Source organism: Planifilum fulgidum, from assembly GCF_900113175.1.
GTDB lineage: Bacteria > Bacillota > Bacilli > Thermoactinomycetales > DSM-44946 > Planifilum > Planifilum fulgidum.
Genome location: NZ_FOOK01000003.1, coordinates 130,941 through 147,996, shown reverse-complemented (window position 1 = coordinate 147,996; position 17,056 = coordinate 130,941). Strand labels below are relative to the sequence as shown.

17 protein-coding genes are annotated in these 17,056 nt (G+C 58.2%); 8 read left to right on the top strand and 9 right to left on the bottom strand.

Annotation, left to right across the window (positions count from 1 at the left end):
- Positions 1-4 precede the first annotated feature (4 nt).
- From BM063_RS02735 to BM063_RS02725, 3 genes are all read left to right on the top strand, one after another.
- Positions 5-1,129 carry a zinc-dependent alcohol dehydrogenase family protein gene (locus BM063_RS02735; RefSeq protein ID WP_092035784.1) on the top strand — a complete coding sequence of 375 codons (1,125 nt, stop codon included), beginning with the start codon at positions 5-7 and terminating at the stop codon, positions 1,127-1,129.
- Between the two features lie 431 nt (positions 1,130-1,560).
- Positions 1,561-2,148 (top strand): YdcF family protein, encoded by a 588-nt coding sequence (locus BM063_RS17515; protein ID WP_177198940.1) that lies wholly within the window; start codon positions 1,561-1,563, stop codon positions 2,146-2,148.
- A gap of 358 nt (positions 2,149-2,506) precedes the next feature.
- On the top strand, positions 2,507-4,012 hold the full coding sequence (locus BM063_RS02725; protein WP_177198939.1) for an amidase domain-containing protein: 1,506 nt from the start codon (positions 2,507-2,509) through the stop codon (positions 4,010-4,012).
- 35 nt (positions 4,013-4,047) lie between these two features.
- Here the strand turns inward: BM063_RS02725 and BM063_RS02720 are convergent, their stop codons facing one another.
- Together BM063_RS02720 and BM063_RS02715 are read right to left on the bottom strand one after the other, a co-directional pair.
- Positions 4,048-4,470, bottom strand: a complete 423-nt coding sequence (locus BM063_RS02720; protein ID WP_092035828.1) for a DUF2203 domain-containing protein — start codon at positions 4,468-4,470, stop codon at positions 4,048-4,050.
- A 2-nt stretch (positions 4,471-4,472) separates the two neighbouring features.
- Positions 4,473-4,877, bottom strand: coding sequence for a DUF309 domain-containing protein (locus tag BM063_RS02715; RefSeq protein WP_092035781.1), 405 nt, complete (start codon positions 4,875-4,877; stop codon positions 4,473-4,475).
- A 93-nt stretch (positions 4,878-4,970) separates the two neighbouring features.
- Here BM063_RS02715 and BM063_RS02710 point away from each other — a divergent pair, with 93 nt between their 5' ends.
- Positions 4,971-5,201: a DUF1128 domain-containing protein gene (locus tag BM063_RS02710; RefSeq protein WP_092035780.1), complete on the top strand. Its 231-nt coding sequence runs from the start codon at positions 4,971-4,973 to the stop codon at positions 5,199-5,201.
- Between the two features lie 90 nt (positions 5,202-5,291).
- Here the strand turns inward: BM063_RS02710 and BM063_RS02705 are convergent, their stop codons facing one another.
- From BM063_RS02705 to pdhA, 5 genes are all read right to left on the bottom strand, one after another.
- The gene (locus BM063_RS02705; RefSeq protein ID WP_092035779.1) at positions 5,292-5,684 is read right to left on the bottom strand and encodes an acyl-CoA thioesterase; all 393 of its coding nucleotides are present in this window, start codon (positions 5,682-5,684) and stop codon (positions 5,292-5,294) included.
- A 199-nt stretch (positions 5,685-5,883) separates the two neighbouring features.
- Positions 5,884-7,302 carry a dihydrolipoyl dehydrogenase gene (gene lpdA, locus BM063_RS02700; RefSeq protein WP_092035778.1) on the bottom strand — a complete coding sequence of 473 codons (1,419 nt, stop codon included), beginning with the start codon at positions 7,300-7,302 and terminating at the stop codon, positions 5,884-5,886.
- A 1-nt stretch (position 7,303) separates the two neighbouring features.
- Complete coding sequence (locus BM063_RS02695) at positions 7,304-8,593, bottom strand: dihydrolipoamide acetyltransferase family protein (protein WP_092035777.1); 1,290 nt, start codon at positions 8,591-8,593, stop codon at positions 7,304-7,306.
- A gap of 99 nt (positions 8,594-8,692) precedes the next feature.
- Positions 8,693-9,673 carry an alpha-ketoacid dehydrogenase subunit beta gene (locus BM063_RS02690; RefSeq protein WP_092035776.1) on the bottom strand — a complete coding sequence of 327 codons (981 nt, stop codon included), beginning with the start codon at positions 9,671-9,673 and terminating at the stop codon, positions 8,693-8,695.
- Positions 9,673-10,725 (bottom strand): pyruvate dehydrogenase (acetyl-transferring) E1 component subunit alpha, encoded by a 1,053-nt coding sequence (gene pdhA / locus BM063_RS02685; protein ID WP_092035827.1) that lies wholly within the window; start codon positions 10,723-10,725, stop codon positions 9,673-9,675. The genes BM063_RS02690 and pdhA overlap by 1 nt, the downstream gene beginning before the upstream one ends.
- Positions 10,726-11,111: 386 nt before the next feature.
- On the opposite strand from pdhA, the gene BM063_RS02680 reads away from it, so the two are divergent.
- The 3 genes from BM063_RS02680 (at position 11,112) to mnmM (ending at position 13,562) form a co-directional block, all read left to right on the top strand.
- Positions 11,112-11,798: an SOS response-associated peptidase gene (locus BM063_RS02680; RefSeq protein WP_092035775.1), complete on the top strand. Its 687-nt coding sequence runs from the start codon at positions 11,112-11,114 to the stop codon at positions 11,796-11,798.
- Positions 11,799-11,921: 123 nt separating this feature from the next.
- On the top strand, positions 11,922-12,851 hold the full coding sequence (mnmL, locus tag BM063_RS02675) for a tRNA modification radical SAM protein MnmL/YtqA (RefSeq protein WP_245751987.1): 930 nt from the start codon (positions 11,922-11,924) through the stop codon (positions 12,849-12,851).
- 123 nt (positions 12,852-12,974) lie between these two features.
- Positions 12,975-13,562 carry a tRNA 5-(aminomethyl)-2-thiouridylate-methyltransferase MnmM gene (gene mnmM / locus BM063_RS02670; protein WP_092035774.1) on the top strand — a complete coding sequence of 196 codons (588 nt, stop codon included), beginning with the start codon at positions 12,975-12,977 and terminating at the stop codon, positions 13,560-13,562.
- Positions 13,563-13,619: 57 nt separating this feature from the next.
- On the opposite strand, the gene BM063_RS02665 is transcribed toward mnmM, so the two are convergent.
- Both BM063_RS02665 and BM063_RS02660 read right to left on the bottom strand, forming a co-directional pair.
- Positions 13,620-14,489: a DUF6612 family protein gene (locus tag BM063_RS02665; protein ID WP_092035773.1), complete on the bottom strand. Its 870-nt coding sequence runs from the start codon at positions 14,487-14,489 to the stop codon at positions 13,620-13,622.
- 287 nt (positions 14,490-14,776) lie between these two features.
- Positions 14,777-15,142, bottom strand: coding sequence for a S1 RNA-binding domain-containing protein (locus tag BM063_RS02660; protein ID WP_092035772.1), 366 nt, complete (start codon positions 15,140-15,142; stop codon positions 14,777-14,779).
- 199 nt (positions 15,143-15,341) lie between these two features.
- On the opposite strand from BM063_RS02660, the gene pckA reads away from it, so the two are divergent.
- Positions 15,342-16,922 (top strand): phosphoenolpyruvate carboxykinase (ATP), encoded by a 1,581-nt coding sequence (gene pckA, locus BM063_RS02655; protein WP_092035771.1) that lies wholly within the window; start codon positions 15,342-15,344, stop codon positions 16,920-16,922.
- The last annotated feature ends 134 nt before the right edge of the window (positions 16,923-17,056 follow it).

Below are 17,056 nucleotides of genomic sequence, written 5' to 3'. Positions count from 1 at the left end.
CCCATTGAAAACTCGTGCCGCTGTATTGTATAAAATGGGCCTTCCCACCCCCTACAAGGAGAGCAAGCCGCTTGTCATCGAACATCTGGACCTGGAGCCTCCGGGGCAGGGGGAGGTGTTGGTTCGGATCCGGGCCGCCGGTTTATGCCACTCCGACCTTTCGGTCATTAATGGAACCCGCCCCCGCCCCACTCCGATGGTCCTCGGACACGAAGCAGCAGGCGAAGTGGTTGAAGTGGGAGAGGGTGTCCGGGATCTTGCCATCGGCGATCACGTGGTCTGCTCCTTTATTCCCAGCTGCGGCCATTGCAGTCCTTGCCGGGAAGGCCGCCCCGCCCTGTGTGAACCCGGAGCAGAAGCCAACAACAAAGGGGTTCTCCTCGGCGGTCAACGCCGGTTGAAAAAAGGAAACGAACACATCCATCACCATCTGGGGGTGTCCGGTTTCGCCGAATATGCCGTCATCAATCAACACTCCCTGATCAAAGTGGATCCCTCCATCCCCTTTCATGAAGTAGCCCTCTTCGGTTGTGCGGTGATCACCGGGGTGGGGGCCGTCCTCAACACGGCCCAAGTCAAAGCGGGAAGCAGCGTCGCCATTGTCGGGATGGGCGGGGTGGGATTGAGCGCCCTGCTCGGTGCCGTCGTCACCGGAGCCAGGCAGATTGTGGCCGTCGATGTCAATCCGAACAAGTTGAAACTGGCCGAATCCCTGGGCGCGACGCACACCTTCAACGCCAAGGACCCCGACGTGGTGGATCGCATTCGTTCCTGCACTGATGGCGGTGTTGAATATGCCTTTGAAACCGCCGGTGTCGTCCAGGCCATGCAAACCGCATACCAGATCACCCGCCGGGGCGGGGTCACCGTCACTTCGGGTCTGCCTCACCCGAAAGAACAATTCTCCATCCCCCATGTCACACTGACCACCGAGGAACGCACGGTCAAGGGATCCTATATCGGAAGCTGCATTCCGCGCCGGGACATCCCGCGCTACATCGAGCTGTACAAACAGGGTCGATTGCCCGTCAACCGCCTGTTGACAGACACCCTTCCCTTGGAGAAAATCAACGAAGGCTTTGACCGGCTGGCCCGCGGACAAGTGGCCCGCTTGGTCGTCACCATGTAAAAAGCGCGCCGAAGGAAGCCGGATCCACCCCGATGTGGTCGGTATCGGTGAGCTCACCGCCACGAGAGATTGTCATGCAACGGAATTCCCCTCTTCGATAAACCCGGGCCATGCCCGGTTTTTCCATTGAAGCCGGTCAGCCCAAGGCTTCGCCATCCCACAGCCTCCGGACATCGCTCCCTCCGCCCTTCAAACCCATCCCGGACTCCGCGGAAATCCCCACCCCTCCCCCCTGTTCGCGCCCGCAAGGCAAAGGATCTCAGGTCCCTTCAACACCCGCACCCGCCTTCCCCTCCCCGATCCTTTTTTGCTATATTGGCAGTGGTATCCCGATCGCCCGGGGATCGACATCTTCCCCGAAAGGGAGAGCCCCGCCCCCATCGTCTGCGTTCCCCTCCAAAGCAGAAATAATCGAAACGGAGACGATCACCATGCCTTTTCAGAAGTGGATCCTGATGATTTTCCCCGTCATCATTGGTCTGATACTCTTTATCTCCCTCTGGTCCAAGGCATCCCTATACGATGACACTTCCATTCAGCGAAATCCGCAGCCCCGCCCTGCCGGGCTGGTCCTCGGCGCGGCCCTGTGGGACGGAAGGCCCAGCCCCGCCCTGAGGGAGCGGCTGGATCTGGCCTACCAGATGTACCGCGAAGGCTGGGTTCAATACCTGATTCTGTCGGGAGGGAAAGGGGATGAAGGACCGTCGGAAGCCGAGGGCATGAAGCAATATTTGGTGGAGAAAGGCATCCCTCCCGACCGGCTCCTCCTGGAGGACAAGTCCCGCAACACCGCCGAAAACATCGCCAATTCCAAAAAGATTCTTCTTGAGCGGAATTGGAATCAGATCTACCTGATCACCCACGACTACCACATGTACCGGGCCCTGCGCCTCGCCGAAAGGGCGGGAATCGACGCCGCGCCGGCCCCCGTCCATTCCCGGGTGTTGTTCATCCCGTTTTACAAGACCCGGGAGTGTCTCTCCATCATCAAGATGTGGATCCAGGAAGCCCTCGGGTGACCACAAGGGACGCACAACCTGCCAAGGCGCAGGAAAATCCCCCCGAAACCCTCGCCCAAAAAATCCTTGTTTCGGCCATGCGGCTCCGCTCCGCCGGCCGGCAACGGCCGGGCCGTGGGCGGCGCGGACCACAAACGGAACGCGATGTCCGCAGAAAATCCCCGCCAAATCTTCACCCCCCGGCGGGGTCTTTTTTATATGAAACTTCATCTCTCGTTTCTTCTTCCGTTGCTTCAAATTATGCATTTTACGGGATCAACCGATATTTATTAGAAATCGTATATTGACAATTCTAATAGAATCTTCTACGATGGGGACGCACATCATTTTCCAATCCATCGTGGAGGGGAAGTACATCTTGGAAAAGCGGTCATCTCGGATCAAGCGTTCGACCAGGCGGAAACGCATCGCATGGATCAGCGCCGCGGCGGTCCTCCTCCTTTCCGCCTCACTGGCGTATGCGGGATTCAATTCGGTTGAAGAACCTTCCACACCTCCTTCCGCCGACGCGGAAAAGGCCGGGGCGGAAGTGAAAGCGGAACCGGCGTTGGAAGAGTTGGCCAAAGCGACCGATGAGGAGCTGGTCAACCAAATTCACTACTACGACGAAATCTCCCTGTCCAAGGAAGAGATCCAACGCAGCCATCCCACCGCCACAAAAATCGTCAATCAGAAGGCCAAGCAGCAAAATGTGAAGCCGGATCTGGACAATCCGCGCTACCGGGAACTGGCCATGGAAGCGGGCTTGGAGCTGGAAGGCAAAACGCCCAAGGAACAAAAGGATCTTGCGGATTTTGTAAAAAAAGTGGACAAATACCATAACAAGGAACTGAACAAACGCATCAAAGAACTTGAAAAGAAAGCCAAAAAAGAGGGGCTGACGGAAAAGGAACGGGCGGAACTGATCAGCCTGCTCCCGATCAAAAATCCCGGCCCCGCATTGAAGCCCGAACCCAAAAAAGAGGCTGAAAAGAAACCGTCCACGCCGTCCAAGGAACCGGTAAAGACCCCCGGCAAGGAAGAACCGGCCGATAAGCAAAAGGGCGACCAACCGAAAGACGGCGTCAAGGAGAATCCCCAAGGGGAAAAGGGGACCCAACCGGGGGAAGACAAGCAAAAGGACACCGGCAGGGATGAACCCCGGGACGAAGGGCAGCAGGATGACGGCGACGGGAATCAGGACGGAAACGGACAAGAGGGCAATGAAGACGGACAGACCGGCAGTGAGGACGAACAAAGCGGGAGCGATGAGGGTCAAAACGGCAGCGACGACGGCCAAGGCGGCAATGAAGACGGACAGGGCGAAGACTCCGAACAGCCCGAACCGAACCAGCCGCCGCTGAAGAAGGAAGCCAACGGCTACGACCGGGCCAAAGCCGTCGAATATGCCTATAAGTGGTGGAACAAGCGCAACAACGAGGAATACGGATTCTACAGCCGGGAACGCGGCGGTTGCTATGACTGCTGGTACGACTGCACCAACTTTGTCTCCCAGGTGATCAAAAACGGGGGAATCAAGGAACGGGTCGGCCGGTACGATTGGTACGACTACTGGTTCTACAATGACGATCGGCCTGCCTTGACCTGGAGCCTGGCCCACAGCTTCTACCTGCACATGAAAGAAGTCCGCAAGGCGCAAAACGGCACGCGACCTTCGAACCTGCAGGTCGGAGACATCATCAGCGTCGATTTTGAAGGGGACGGGAGCATCAACCACAGCGTCGTAATCACGAAGATCCAAAACGGCCAAATCTACGCCACCTATCATTCCAGCGACAACAAAGACAAAAACATCACCGATTGGCTCCGGTACTACAAGGTGTACGCCTGGAAAATGGAAACGGTCAAAAACAATTACCGATAAAGCAAAGCCTTCCGCCAAGGGCGGAAGGCTTTTTCCTACTCATCCGGCTGCTCGCCGCCGAGGGGTTTCCGGCCATAATATCCCTCCCACACGTGGTGCCAGTGGCGAATCCGATCCTCCCCCAGGCGCCAGCAAAGCAATACCTCCCAGCCGTTCAGTTTCGCCGGAAAATCGACCAACCCCATGTCGATGTCCTTCAATTGGGCCTCAGTCTCGTGGATGCGGCGGATGATTCCGCGGGCCTCAATTTGAAGAAACTCCAACCAGGCTTCCGGCTCGAAAAAGGGATCTTCCTGTCCCGCCGTTACATGGCCTGCCCCGTGCAGCATTTTCATCCGCCGCAGCTCGGAAAATCGGGCCTCAAACTCCCGTTTCAGGGCTTGAAGCCGCTTCACTTCACCCTGGAGAAAAGGGATCAGCCTGTTTGCCTCCTCCAGGGTGAAATATTTTTTGGCCACCTTCAAGCGCCCCCTTTATGAATCCGGTTTCTCAGATCCCGGTCGATGATCGAAATGTTCAGATCGTAATAGGGAAAGGGGGTTCGCTCGTAACTTTCCAGCCGTTTCAGATGCGCTTCCACGTCCTTGCGGAGGCGGCCGAGATCGATCCCCATGTAGCGCTCCGGATACGGCCTCAGCTTGGACAGGGCCGATGCAAACAGCTTCCGGGCTCCGCTGATGTTTTCCCTCCGAAAATGAAACAGTCCCACCGCCACCTGCAACAACCCCTGGTAAAAGGGGTCCCGCCCCTCTTCCAGCCACAGCTCTTCCATCACTTCATGGCATTCGTAGTAATCCCTGTCGATGTTGAAATACACCAAAAAACGGACATATTGATCCGGATACTCATTCCTCGGGCTTTCCATCGAATTCGCCTCCCGGCGACCGACAATCCTTTGGATTTCGGCCCGTTTTCGATACAATAAGTAGGAACCCCGGAACAGGAAGGAGTTGTCTTTGTGAATTTGGAAACCCCCAGCAGAGAAAACGTGGCGCACATCGTGGACGAGATCAAGTCCCGTCTCAAACTCGTCAACACCGCCATCATCGATCCGGAGGATTTTGAACTGGATAAATACGATGAGCTTCTGGCCCTCTACCGCATGATCCAAAAAAAGAAGACGCTGACCCCCATGGAGCTGGAAGGGATCCTCGCCGAGCTGGGCGGGCTGCGAAAAGAGAAGCGGTGAACCGCGGCGGAGCAAAGGGGCCGGAATGGGTTTTCCGGCCCCTTTTTCCCCATGTCTTCCGGTTTCTCCGGTCATCGGAGACGCCGAAGGTCACTCAAACCACTTGCCCAGCTCCGGAGGGAGGGGTACGCTTTTCCGCTCTTTCAAATCGATGGTGACGCTGGTCACCTGGGCGTCCGCCACCCGCTCCCCCCGCTCGTTGTCGATGATCTGTTCCAAGACAAAGCTGCTCTTTCCCTTGCGCAGGGGACGCGTCCGGATGGTCAGCTTTTCGCCGAGGCGGGCTTCCTTTCGGTAGTTGATGTTGATGTTGACCGTCACCGTGCCCACCCCCATTTCGGAGAACGCCTCAAAGGGCAGTCCGATCCGGTTATACCAGTCTTCCCGCCCCCATTCCAGATATTCAAGATATTTCGCGTTGTTGACATGACCAAGCACATCGATTTCCGTGGAGCGCACTTCGATCTGAATGGACGTTTCCATCCCGTTCCTCCCGTGATCTGCGATATTCCTCCAATCCCCTCCAGGACGGGTACTTTCTTCGACAAAATTCGGTGAATTTCCTCCCCTTTAAAGGGCAAAAATCCCGGAGCCTTTTCCGGGATTTTTGCCGGAAACCCCCGCCGGAAGCCGGGAAAGGGCGCACCCGCCTTTCCCGCTCCGGGGGCCTCGGAAAACCGCGTCACCGTTTCACCATGTGGATCGCGTGCCCCAGCACGCCTTCCGCCGCTTCCATCAACGATTCCGGCAGGGTGGGATGGGCGTGAACGCTCAGGCTCAAATCCTCGGCATTGGCGCCCATTTCGATCGCCAACACCGCTTCGGAAATCAGGGTGGAAGCTTCCGGCCCGACGATCTGCACCCCCAGAATCTGTTTGCTCTCCTTGTCCGCCACCACCTGGGCAAAACCGTCCGCCGCATCCATCGTCAGGGCGCGGCCGTTGGCCTGGAAGGAAAAGCGGCTGACAACGGGGTCGTAGCCTTTTTCCTTCGCTTCCTTTTCGGTCAGACCGGTGTAGGCGATTTCCGGATCGCTGAAGATGACAAAAGGCATCGCCCGGACATCCACTTCGCTGGGCTTTCCGGCGATCACTTCCGCCGCCACCTTGCCCTCATAACTGGCCTTGTGGGCGAGGAGGGCACCCCCCGCCACGTCGCCGATGGCATAGATGTGCGGAACGGAGGTGCGCAGCTGCTTATCCACCTTGATGAAGCCGCGCTCGTCCTTCTGGATTCCCACCTGTTCCAGTCCCAGCTCGTCCGTGTTCGGCTTCCGGCCCACCGCCACGAGAACCACGTCGGCGGCAAAGGTTTTTTCTTCGCCCTTGACCTGGGCGGTCACCTTTACTTCATCGTCGGAGCTTTCGCCTCCCTGCACCATGGCGCCGGTCACGACGGTGACGCCCAGCTTTTTCAATCTGCGCGTCACCATGCGCACCAGGGAGGGATCCACACCGGGAAGCAGGCTGTCGGTGCCTTCGAGGATGGTGACCTCACTTCCCAGCTTCCGGTATGCGGTCCCCAGCTCGAGGCCGATGTAGCCGCCGCCCACCACCAGAAGCCGCTTGGGAATCTCCTGAAGGGAGAGGATTTCCGTCGAGGAGAGGATCCGCTTTCCGTCAAAGGGCAGGCTGGGAAGCTCGGCGGGACGGGAACCGGTGGCGATGATGCAGTCCTTGAACTGATAGGTTTGGCTGTCCTTTTCCGTGGCGATGCGGACCGTGTCCGGACCGGAGAAGTAGGCTTCCCCTTTGATCACGTCCACCTTGTTCCCCTTCAGCAGGGTGGCCACGCCGCCGGTCAGCTTTTTCACCACGCCGTCCTTCCACTTCATCAGTTCGGGCAGATCGACGGTGATGTCCCCGTTTACACGAATGCCCATGCGGGCCGCATCCTTCAGTTGCTGAACCCAGTCCGCCGCGCTGATCAGCGCCTTGGAGGGGATGCACCCGCGGTTGAGGCAGACGCCCCCCAGTTCACCCTTGTCCACCAGCGTCACTTTTCGGCCCAGCTGGGCTGCCCGAATGGCAGCCACATATCCGCCCGGACCGCCGCCGACAACCAACACGTCCACTTCGTTTGCGAAATCTCCTACGACCATCTTACCTCATCTCCATCATCAATAGGTTTGGGTTCTCCAGCAGCTGCTTCACCCGACCCAAGAAACGGGCAGCCACGTCGCCGTCAATCAGACGGTGATCGATGCTGAGGGAGACCGACAAGATCGGCCGGATCACCACTTGCCCGTCCCGGGCCACCGGCCGTTCGGCGATGGTCCCGACGCCGAGAATCGCCACTTCGGGATAGTTGATGATCGGCGTGAAAAACTGTCCGCCAAACGGACCGATATTGGTGATGGTGAAGGTGCTTCCCTTCAGTTCCTTCACATCCAGCTTGCGGCTGCGGGCCCGTTCGGCGAGATCGGCGATCTCTTCGGCCAGTTCGAAGATGGTTTTTCGGTCGGCGTGTTTGACGACCGGAACGATCAGGCCGTCCTCCGTGGCCGTGGCGATCCCCATGTGAATGTGCCGCTTGATGACGATCTCTTCCGCTTCATCATCGATGGAAGCGTTCAGCGTGGGGAACTCGCGCAGGGCGGCGATGACCGCCTTGATGATGAAAGGCAGATAGGTGAGCTTGATGCCCCGCTCCTCCGCGTATTTTTTCCCCCGTTCCCGGATGGAAACCAGCTCGGCGGCATCCACTTCGTCCATGATCGTCACATGGGGAGCGGTATATTTGCTCTCGACCATCCGCTTGGCGATGGTCCGGCGCAGTCCGCGAAGGGGAATCCGCTCCTCTTCCTCGGCAATTGGTTCGGCCGCCGGAACCACCTTCCGATCTTCCTTCGCCCGGGCGGGTTCTTCACCTGCATGCCGGCGCACATCCTCCGCGGTCACCCGCCCGCGGGGGCCCGTTCCCTTCACCTGGGCGATGTCCACTCCCAGCTCCCGGGCCAGCTTGCGCACCGAGGGCATGGCCAGGACCTTTCCACGGCCCCCTCTATCGGCTTCGACCTGGACAGCCTTTTTCCCTGCCGCATCCTCCGCTTTCGCCTCCGTCTCCAGAAGGCTGTCCATCGGTTTTGCCTGCTCGTGGGCATTGGCGTAGGGCTCTTCCGTCACCTTTTCCCCGGCGCTTTCCGGAGCCTCCCCGTCCGCTTCAAACACGGCCAGGACGCTCCCCACAAGCACCACTTCCCCCTCTTTCACCCTCAGCTCCTTCACCGTTCCGGAAACCGGCGCGGGAATCTCCACCACGGCCTTGTCCGTCTGAACCTCGGCGAAGATGTCATCCTCTTGGATCCGGTCTCCCTCTTTCACGTGCAGTTTCACGATCTCCCCTTCGTGGATGCCCTCTCCCACATCGGGAAGCTTGAATTCATATGCCAAGACCGATGCCCTCCTTCTCCTGATGGGTCGTCAGAAAGCAGGTTGGAACCGCCTCACCGATTTGATCCGACCGGTCGGCGGTTCCGGAGATGGACTTTATCAGAAATCGAGCACTTGATCGATGGCCGCGCGGATCCGCCCGACAGAGGGCAGCCAATCATCCTCCAGGGACGAAATCGGGTAGGGGGTGTCATAGCCCGTCACCCGGACCACCGGCGCCTCCAGGGAAAGGATCGCCCGCTCGTTGATGCGCGCAATCAGTTCGGCGCCGACGCCGCCCGTCTTCACCGCCTCATGGACGATCACCACCCGTCCGGTCTTCTCCACGGAAGCGAGCAATGTGTCCATATCCAGCGGGTTGATCGTGCGCAAATCGATGATTTCCGCCGTGATTCCCCGTTCCTTTTCCGCCTGCAAGGCCGCCTTCTCCGCCATCGGCACCATCGCCCCGTAGGCGACCAGCGTGACATCCGACCCTTCCTTCACAATGCGGGCCTTGCCGATGGGAACCGTATACGCCTCTTCCGGCACCTCCTGCTTGACCGAGCGGTAGAGGCGCATCGGTTCAAAGAAAAGCACCGGATCCGGATCCCGGATGGCCGCGATCAGCAGCCCCTTGGCATCGTAGGGGGTGCTGGGAATGACCACTTTCAAACCCGGCGTGTGCAAAAACAGCGCCTCCAGGCTGTCGGAATGCAGCTCCGGCGTCTTTACTCCGCCGCCGAAGGGGGAGCGAATCACCAGCGGCACGTTGAACCGTCCGCCGGACCGGAACCGGAGACGGGCGGCTTGGGAGCAGATCTGATCCATCGTCTCGTAAACAAAACCCTGAAACTGAATTTCCGCCACGGGACGAAAGCCGAGGGCGGCCAGGGCGACGGACGTTCCGATGATGCCCGATTCGGCCAGGGGCGTGTCAAAGACGCGCTTTTCCCCGAACTGCTGGTAAAGGCCCTCCGTCGCCCGGAACACGCCGCCGTTGACTCCGACGTCTTCCCCCAAGACCAGCACGGATTCATCCCGTTCCATCTCCGTTCGCATGCCATCCTGGATCGCTTTGATCATCGTCATGACGGCCATTATTTGGTTTCCCCCTTCCACTTCAGGAACTCTTCCTTCTGCGCCTTCAGATCGGGGGTCATCTCGGTGTACACGTCTTCAAACACGTCGACGACGGCCCCCTTGGGCATGGCTTCCACTTTTTTGATCCCCTCGTTGATCTCCTCGAGCATTTCCTGTTCCGTCCGCTCCTCCTCCTGGTCGGACCACAAGCCCTTCTTTTCCAGGAACCGGCGGAAACGCTTCAGGGGATCGCGCTTCTCCTTCCACTCCTCTTCCTCCCGCTTTTCGCGGTAACGGGAGGGATCGTCGCCGGCCATGGTGTGGGTCCCCAAACGGTACGTCACCGCCTCGATCAACGTCGGCCCCTCACCCCGGCGCGCCCGCTCTCCCGCCGCTTTCACTTCCCGGTATACGGCCAGGATGTCGTTGCCGTCCACCCGGACGCCGGGAATTTCATAGGCGATCGCCTTTTGGGCGATCGTTTTGCTCTTCATCTGCTTGGAGATGGGAACGCTGATGGCGTACTGGTTGTTCTGGCAGAAGAAAATGGTGCGGGCGTTCATCACGGATGCAAAATTGAGCCCTTCATGGAAATCGCCCTGCGATGTGGCGCCGTCCCCGAACATCGCCATCGCTACTTTCTCTTCCCCGCGAAGCTGGAATCCCCAGCCGGCGCCGGCGGCGTGGAGCACCTGGGCGGCGATGATGATTTGCGGCGGAAACATGTTCACCCCTTCGGGGATTCTTCCGCCGCCGATCTGCCCCCGGGAATAGAGAAAGACTTGGTGCAGGGGAAGCCCGTGATACATGGAGGCTCCCATGTCCCGATAGCTGGGAAACAGCCAGTCCTCCCTCCGAAGTGCGGCGACCGATCCGATCTGGCAGGCTTCCTGCCCGGCCATCGGCGCGTAGAATCCCAACCTGCCCTGCCGGTTCAGCTTGACCGCCCGCTGGTCAAAGATGCGGAGCCGCAGCATCCACCGGTACAAGTCCTTCAGTTCCTCGTCCGACAACTCCGGAACCTCTTGACCCGGGTTGAGCTCGCCTTCTTCGTTCAAAATTTGTATCATGTCGAAGGTTTGCTTCAGTTCGACAGCCACAAGGCTTCACTCCTCTCCAAAAGTTCCTGCGGCAACCCAATGGAAAAAGCAAACAGTACATTGCTTAGGATTCCTTATATTGGGATTCGACATTCCCTCTCCCCGCGCTTTTGCGGCTCCTTTCTGGCGCACAACAATGATACAGGTTCATTCAATGTACTAATACAGAGCTGTGATTTTTGAAAAATCTCCTTGTCTTACAGGTTATTAAACATAATATAACAGTATATCGAATCAATTATTTTGTAAACCGAAAAGGAAGATGTCGATCTGTTCCTATTTTTCCATCAACAATAAAAGCGTCCGATACCGGGAAATAAAGAATAGGGAATTTCGGCTTTGAGAGGAGGATTCCCGTGTGCGGCCGTTTCACCCTGACCGTCGAACTGAATGCCCTGCGTCGCCGGTTTCTCGCTTCGGCTGAAGATGTTTCCCTCCACCGCCCCCGGTTCAACATCGCTCCCACCCAGAACCTTCCGGTCATCCGGCAGGAGGGGGAGGAAAGAAAAATCCGCGAAATGCGCTGGGGGCTGATTCCCCGCTGGGCGAAGGAGACATCCATCGGACAGCGGATGATCAACGCCCGGAGCGAAACCTTGACGGAAAAACCTTCCTTCCGTCCCCTTCTCCACCGGCGGCGCTGCCTCGTGCCCGCCGACGGGTACTACGAGTGGTCCAAAACCGAAACCGGAAAGAAACAGCCCTATCGGATCATCGTCGGCGACGGAGAACTTTTCGCTTTCGCGGGTTTGTGGGACCGCTGGGTCTCTCCGGAGGGGAAGACCGTCGAATCCTTCACCATCATCACCACCCGGGCCAATGAAAAACTGTCCCGCATCCACCATCGGATGCCCGTCATCCTTCCGCGGTCTGCGGAAGACCTTTGGCTGGACCCCGCGGTGAAGGAGCCCGACTTTCTCCGCCAACTGCTCGTCCCTTATCCGGATGAGTCCGTCCGCTTCTATCCCGTCTCCACCCTGGTCAATTCCCCCCGAAACGACACCGAAGCCTGCATCCGGCCGCTGGACGGCGGAAATACATAAGCCGGTCTGCACCGACCGGCTCGATAATGTATAATGGGTACAGGTTTCGACCCATCGCCGAAAGGCGCGGAAACCGCCTGTTCCGGCGAAAGTCTGGACGCCAGGAAGCGGGGAAGAATCTGCATGATGCGAGAATTTCAGGAAAAACCCCTTCTGTGGGGAGACAAACGATATCACACATGGAATTACCATTTGCGCCAAACCTTCGGCGGGAAAGTGTTTAAGGTCCCCTTGGACGGCGGCTTCACCTGCCCCAACCGGGACGGCACCGTCGCCGTCGGCGGCTGCACCTTTTGCAGCGCCCGGGGGTCCGGGGATTTTGCCGGCAACCGGCGCGACGATCTGGTGAAGCAGTTTCGGGAAGTGCGCGACCGGATGCATCAAAAATGGCCGAAGGCGAAGTACATCGGATATTTCCAGGCCTTCAGCAACACCTACGCACCGGTCTCCACCCTCCGTCCCATGTACGAAACCATCCTGGAACAGGAGGGAGTCGTGGGCCTGTCCATCGCCACGCGCCCCGACTGCCTCCCTGATGACGTAGTGGAACTCCTTGCGGAACTTCACGAGCGGACCTATCTCTGGGTGGAGCTGGGCCTGCAGACGATTCACGACGAAACCTCCCGGCTGATCAACCGCGGCCATGATTACGCCTGCTTCCTTGAAGGAGTGGAAAAACTGCGGCGCCACGGCATCCGCACCTGTGCCCACATCATCTACGGCCTCCCCGGCGAGGACGAGGAAATGATGATGGAAACGGCCCGGGCCTGTGCCGCCATGGATATTCAGGGCATCAAGATCCACCTGCTCCATCTGCTGAAAAACACGCCGATGGTGAAACAGTACGAGGCGGGATTGCTGCGCTTCCTGGACAAGGAAACCTATGTCCGCCTGGTGGTGGACACTTTGGAAATCCTGCCTCCCGACATGGTGATTCACCGGGTGACCGGGGACGGTCCTCCCGACCTGTTGATCGGCCCCCGGTGGAGCCTGAAGAAATGGGAAGTGCTGAATGCGATCGACGACGAATTGAAAAGGCGCAACTCCTGGTAGGGCAAAAAATATGCCCCAAGGTATCGCGCCGCGCTGTGAAGGATACCCTCCCGGCAACAACCATGAACCCTGTGGAAGGAGGCTTGCGATGCTCCGCCATCGGCGGAGAGCGGCATTTTCACCATGATGCTCCCTTCCATACTCTCCCTGTCCAAACAGTTGATCCGGCAGGCTCTCCAGCCGGGGAACGCGGCGGTGGACGCCACCGTGGGAAACGGCCACGACACCCTTTTTCTCGCGGAAACGGTGGGAGCCGCAGGCCGCGTCTACGGCTTCGACATCCAGGCGGAGGCCCTTCAGGCCGCGCGCCGACGCCTGGAAGCGGCCAATCTGGAGGGGCGGGTCACCCTGTTTAAGGAAAGCCACCACCGGATGGCGGAATGCCTGCCTGCCGAGGTGCACGGCCGGATCCGGGCCGTGATGTTCAATCTGGGGTACCTCCCCGGCGGTGACCATGCGATCATCACCCGTCCCGAAACCACCGTTCCCGCCCTGGAGGCCGCCTCCCGTCTTCTCGCCCCCGGCGGAATGATGAGCATCGTCCTCTACACCGGCCATCCGGGAGGAACCGAGGAATGCGAGGCGGTGCTCCGGTGGGCGAAAGCGCTCAGTCCCCGCCGGTTCCAGACCATGTGGGTGCAGCTGCCCAACCGAAATCACGCCCCATCCCTTCTCGCCGTGGAAAAGCGCCGGGAAGAACCGGAGACATAATAAAACCGGCCCGGAAACCGCACAAGCGGTCTCCGGGCCGTGTTCATTTCCCGCCGCTTACTTCGCTTCTTCCGGAACGGTGATGGTGCCCTCGAATTTCCCCTTCAGATCCATCGTCATGTCCTGGACTACGTCCATTTGGATTTCGCCGAGATTGATCGCCGCTTTCATCGACTGTTCCACTTTTTTCTGTTGGAAGTTGTTTTCATCGATCCAAACCTTTTGGGTAAACTCGTTCACCTTCACATCGACGTCATCCTTGTTGATGGGAAGGCCGCTCTGCTCGATCTGGGGCACCATGGTCGAACGGAGCGCATCCTCGAGCTGTTTCATATACTCCGCGTCGACGTCCTCCGTTACGGCCACCTCGATCACATAAGCCCCGTCCTCTTTGCTCATCTTGATATTTTCGTTTTGCTGATCACCCTGGAACTTCTCAAGAAACTTCTGCAACTGTTCCAAAACCTGATTCGGCGTCTGGGTTTGACCACCCATTTGCGACATGTCCAAACCTTCCAACTGGCCCTTCGTCCAAGCGCCCGTCGGCGTCTTTTGATAAATCATATTGTCAACCATGTACATTTCCATGGGGATCTCCTGTCCCATCATTTGCATGGAACCCTTCATCTGCATGGCCAGAGGATCGGTCGTCATATCCATGTCCACGTTGAAGGTTTGTTCGATATCCTGTTTCTGGCCGCCCAAATCCATGGACATGGTCTGGGTTCCGGAAGCGGCATAGCTGAATCCCTTCTCCTCCTGCAGAGCCTTCTCCGCCTCAGACAGCACGTCGCTGAGTCCCAATTCTTTCTTCTCTTCGGGATTTTCCGCATCCGCGGATCCCTGCTCGGCGGAATTGCCGCATCCCGCAACCACAAGCGACGCCATGATCAACAAAATAAAAAAAGGACGCAAAATTTGTTTCACAGCTGTGTCTCCCTCCACCACTGTTTTGCTCCAGAGAGCGAGTTTGCCGGGACATCCGGAGCTTGTCCCACGCGCGAAGTCCATTATATCCCAATAAACTGGAAAAGTCCATGCCATAACAGGGGAAAAAGCAAAAAGTTGTAATAAATTCATCAAACCAATGGGATAAAATCATACAAATTGATTAATGAATCAGGAAATCCCCTGGAAATTCACCCGTTTGGTCCGGAACAAAAAACATCTTCCTGAAGGAAGATGTTGCAATCAATCCCTCTTCTGCCGCTTCGTCAGCGCCTTTTCTGCTTGGCGGCCAGGGCGCTCAGACGCTCTTCGCTGCTCTTCATGAACTTCTTCATCATATCTTCAAAGTCCGCGGGCCCCTTGCGGCCACGGCGGTCTCCCCGCTGCGGGCGGTCATCGCTCAGCGCTTTGATCGAAAGCGAAATTTTCCCGGGCGGTTCGACAGAAAGAACCTTCGCCTTGACCACGTCCCCCACCGACAGCTCGTCTTCCACCTTCTCCACATACTTGGTGGAGATTTGGGAAATATGGATCAAACCCGTCTCTCCCGTCTCCAGTTTGACGAAAGCGCCGAAGGGTTTGATGGCCACCACTTCACCGCTGACGATGGCACCTTCCATTACCTTGCTCATTCAAACACTCCCGATGTGATATTCATTCTGTACGAAGATACCATTAATTTGTCCCCAAGTCAATGGGCAAAATACCCAGTGATTGTGATGAATTCGCTTTCACCGGCTATATATATATGTTATACTTCTTGGCGTAAAAACCCCGTTCATGTCAGCATATTTTTGCTGAATTCTGAAGACTGGAGGCTAGGTGGGACTTATGAGCACTCCAATATATGCGACCACGCGAAGCAACCCGTTTTCCTTCGATGACAGAAACCGCAACCTTCCCGTTCCTGCGCTGGTGGAGGCGGCATTGGCCCGGGGGGAGGCCATCCTGACCCGGGAAGGGGCCCTTCGCGCCGTCACGGGAAAATACACCGGACGCTCCCCCAAGGACAAATTCCTGGTCAATGAGCCCTCGGTCCGCGACAAGATCGATTGGGGTCCCGTCAATCAGCCGATGGATCCGGAGGTGTTTGACCGGTTATACCGGCGGGTGACGGAATACATGGAGAAGCGGCAACCCTACATCTTCGACGGATATGCCGGGGCGGATCCGGCTCACCGCTTGCCCATCCGGGTGATCAACGAGCTCGCCTGGCACAACCTGTTCATCCGGCAGTTGCTGATCCGCCCCACACAGCGGGAATTGGCCGAGCACCGTCCGGAATTGACGCTGATCGTCGCTCCCGGATTCAAAGCGGATCCGGCCCGCGACGGCACCCGTTCCGAAACCTTCATCGCCATCAGCCTGGAGCGGGGGCTGATCCTGATCGGCGGCACCTACTATGCCGGGGAAATGAAAAAATCGATCTTCAGCGTCATGAACTACCTGTTGCCGGAACAGGGTGTTCTCCCGATGCATTGTTCCGCCAACGTCGGGGAGGACGGGGATGTCGCCCTCTTCTTCGGCTTGTCCGGCACGGGAAAAACCACCCTGTCCGCCGACCCCGAGCGGCGCCTGATCGGGGATGATGAACACGGGTGGTCCGGCCGGGGAATCTTCAACATCGAAGGGGGCTGTTACGCAAAATGCATCGGCCTGTCCCGGGAGAAGGAACCGCAGATTTGGGAGGCCATCCGCTTCGGTTCGGTGCTGGAAAACGTGATGCTGGATGATCAGCGCACCCCTCTCTACGATCGCAAGGATATCACGGAAAACACCCGGGCGGCCTACCCCGTCGACTACATTCCCTCCTCCGTCGTTCCGGGAATTGCCGGCCACCCGAAGGTGATTCTCTTTCTGACCGCCGATGCCTCCGGCGTCCTGCCCCCGGTCTCCCGCCTGACGCCGGAACAGGCGATGTATCATTTCCTTTCGGGATACACCAGCAAACTGGCGGGAACCGAAAGGGGGATCGTGGAACCGGAAGCCACCTTCTCCGCCTGCTTCGGCGCCCCCTTCCTCCCGCGCCCGCCCCTCGTCTACGCGGAAATGCTGGGCGAAAAGATCGCCGAGCACGACGTCCGGGTCTACCTGGTGAACACCGGCTGGTCCGGCGGTCCCTACGGAGTCGGAAAGCGGGTGAAGCTCGAATACACCCGGGCCATGGTCCGGGCCGCCATCAAGGGAGACCTGGAAAAAGTGCCGATGAGGCCCGATCCCGTTTTCCGGGTGGCGGTCCCCGAATCCTGCCCGGGCGTCCCGCAGGAAATTCTCTGGCCGAAAAACACCTGGAAGGACCCGGAACAATTTGACCGGCAGGCCCGGGAACTGGCGCGCCGTTTCCAGGAAAACTTCGCCAAGTTCAAGGACATTCCCAGCAGGATTCGCGATGCCGGTCCGAAAGCCGAATAGATGGAAAAAGCCCTTCCCCGCCGGAAGGGCTTTTTCGGCGGATGTTCAAAACCAAAAAAAGCGGGCCTTCGGCCCGCGGATTTCAGTCGATCCAGCGCCCGAAAGTGTCGGGCGATTTTTTTGTAACCGGCTTC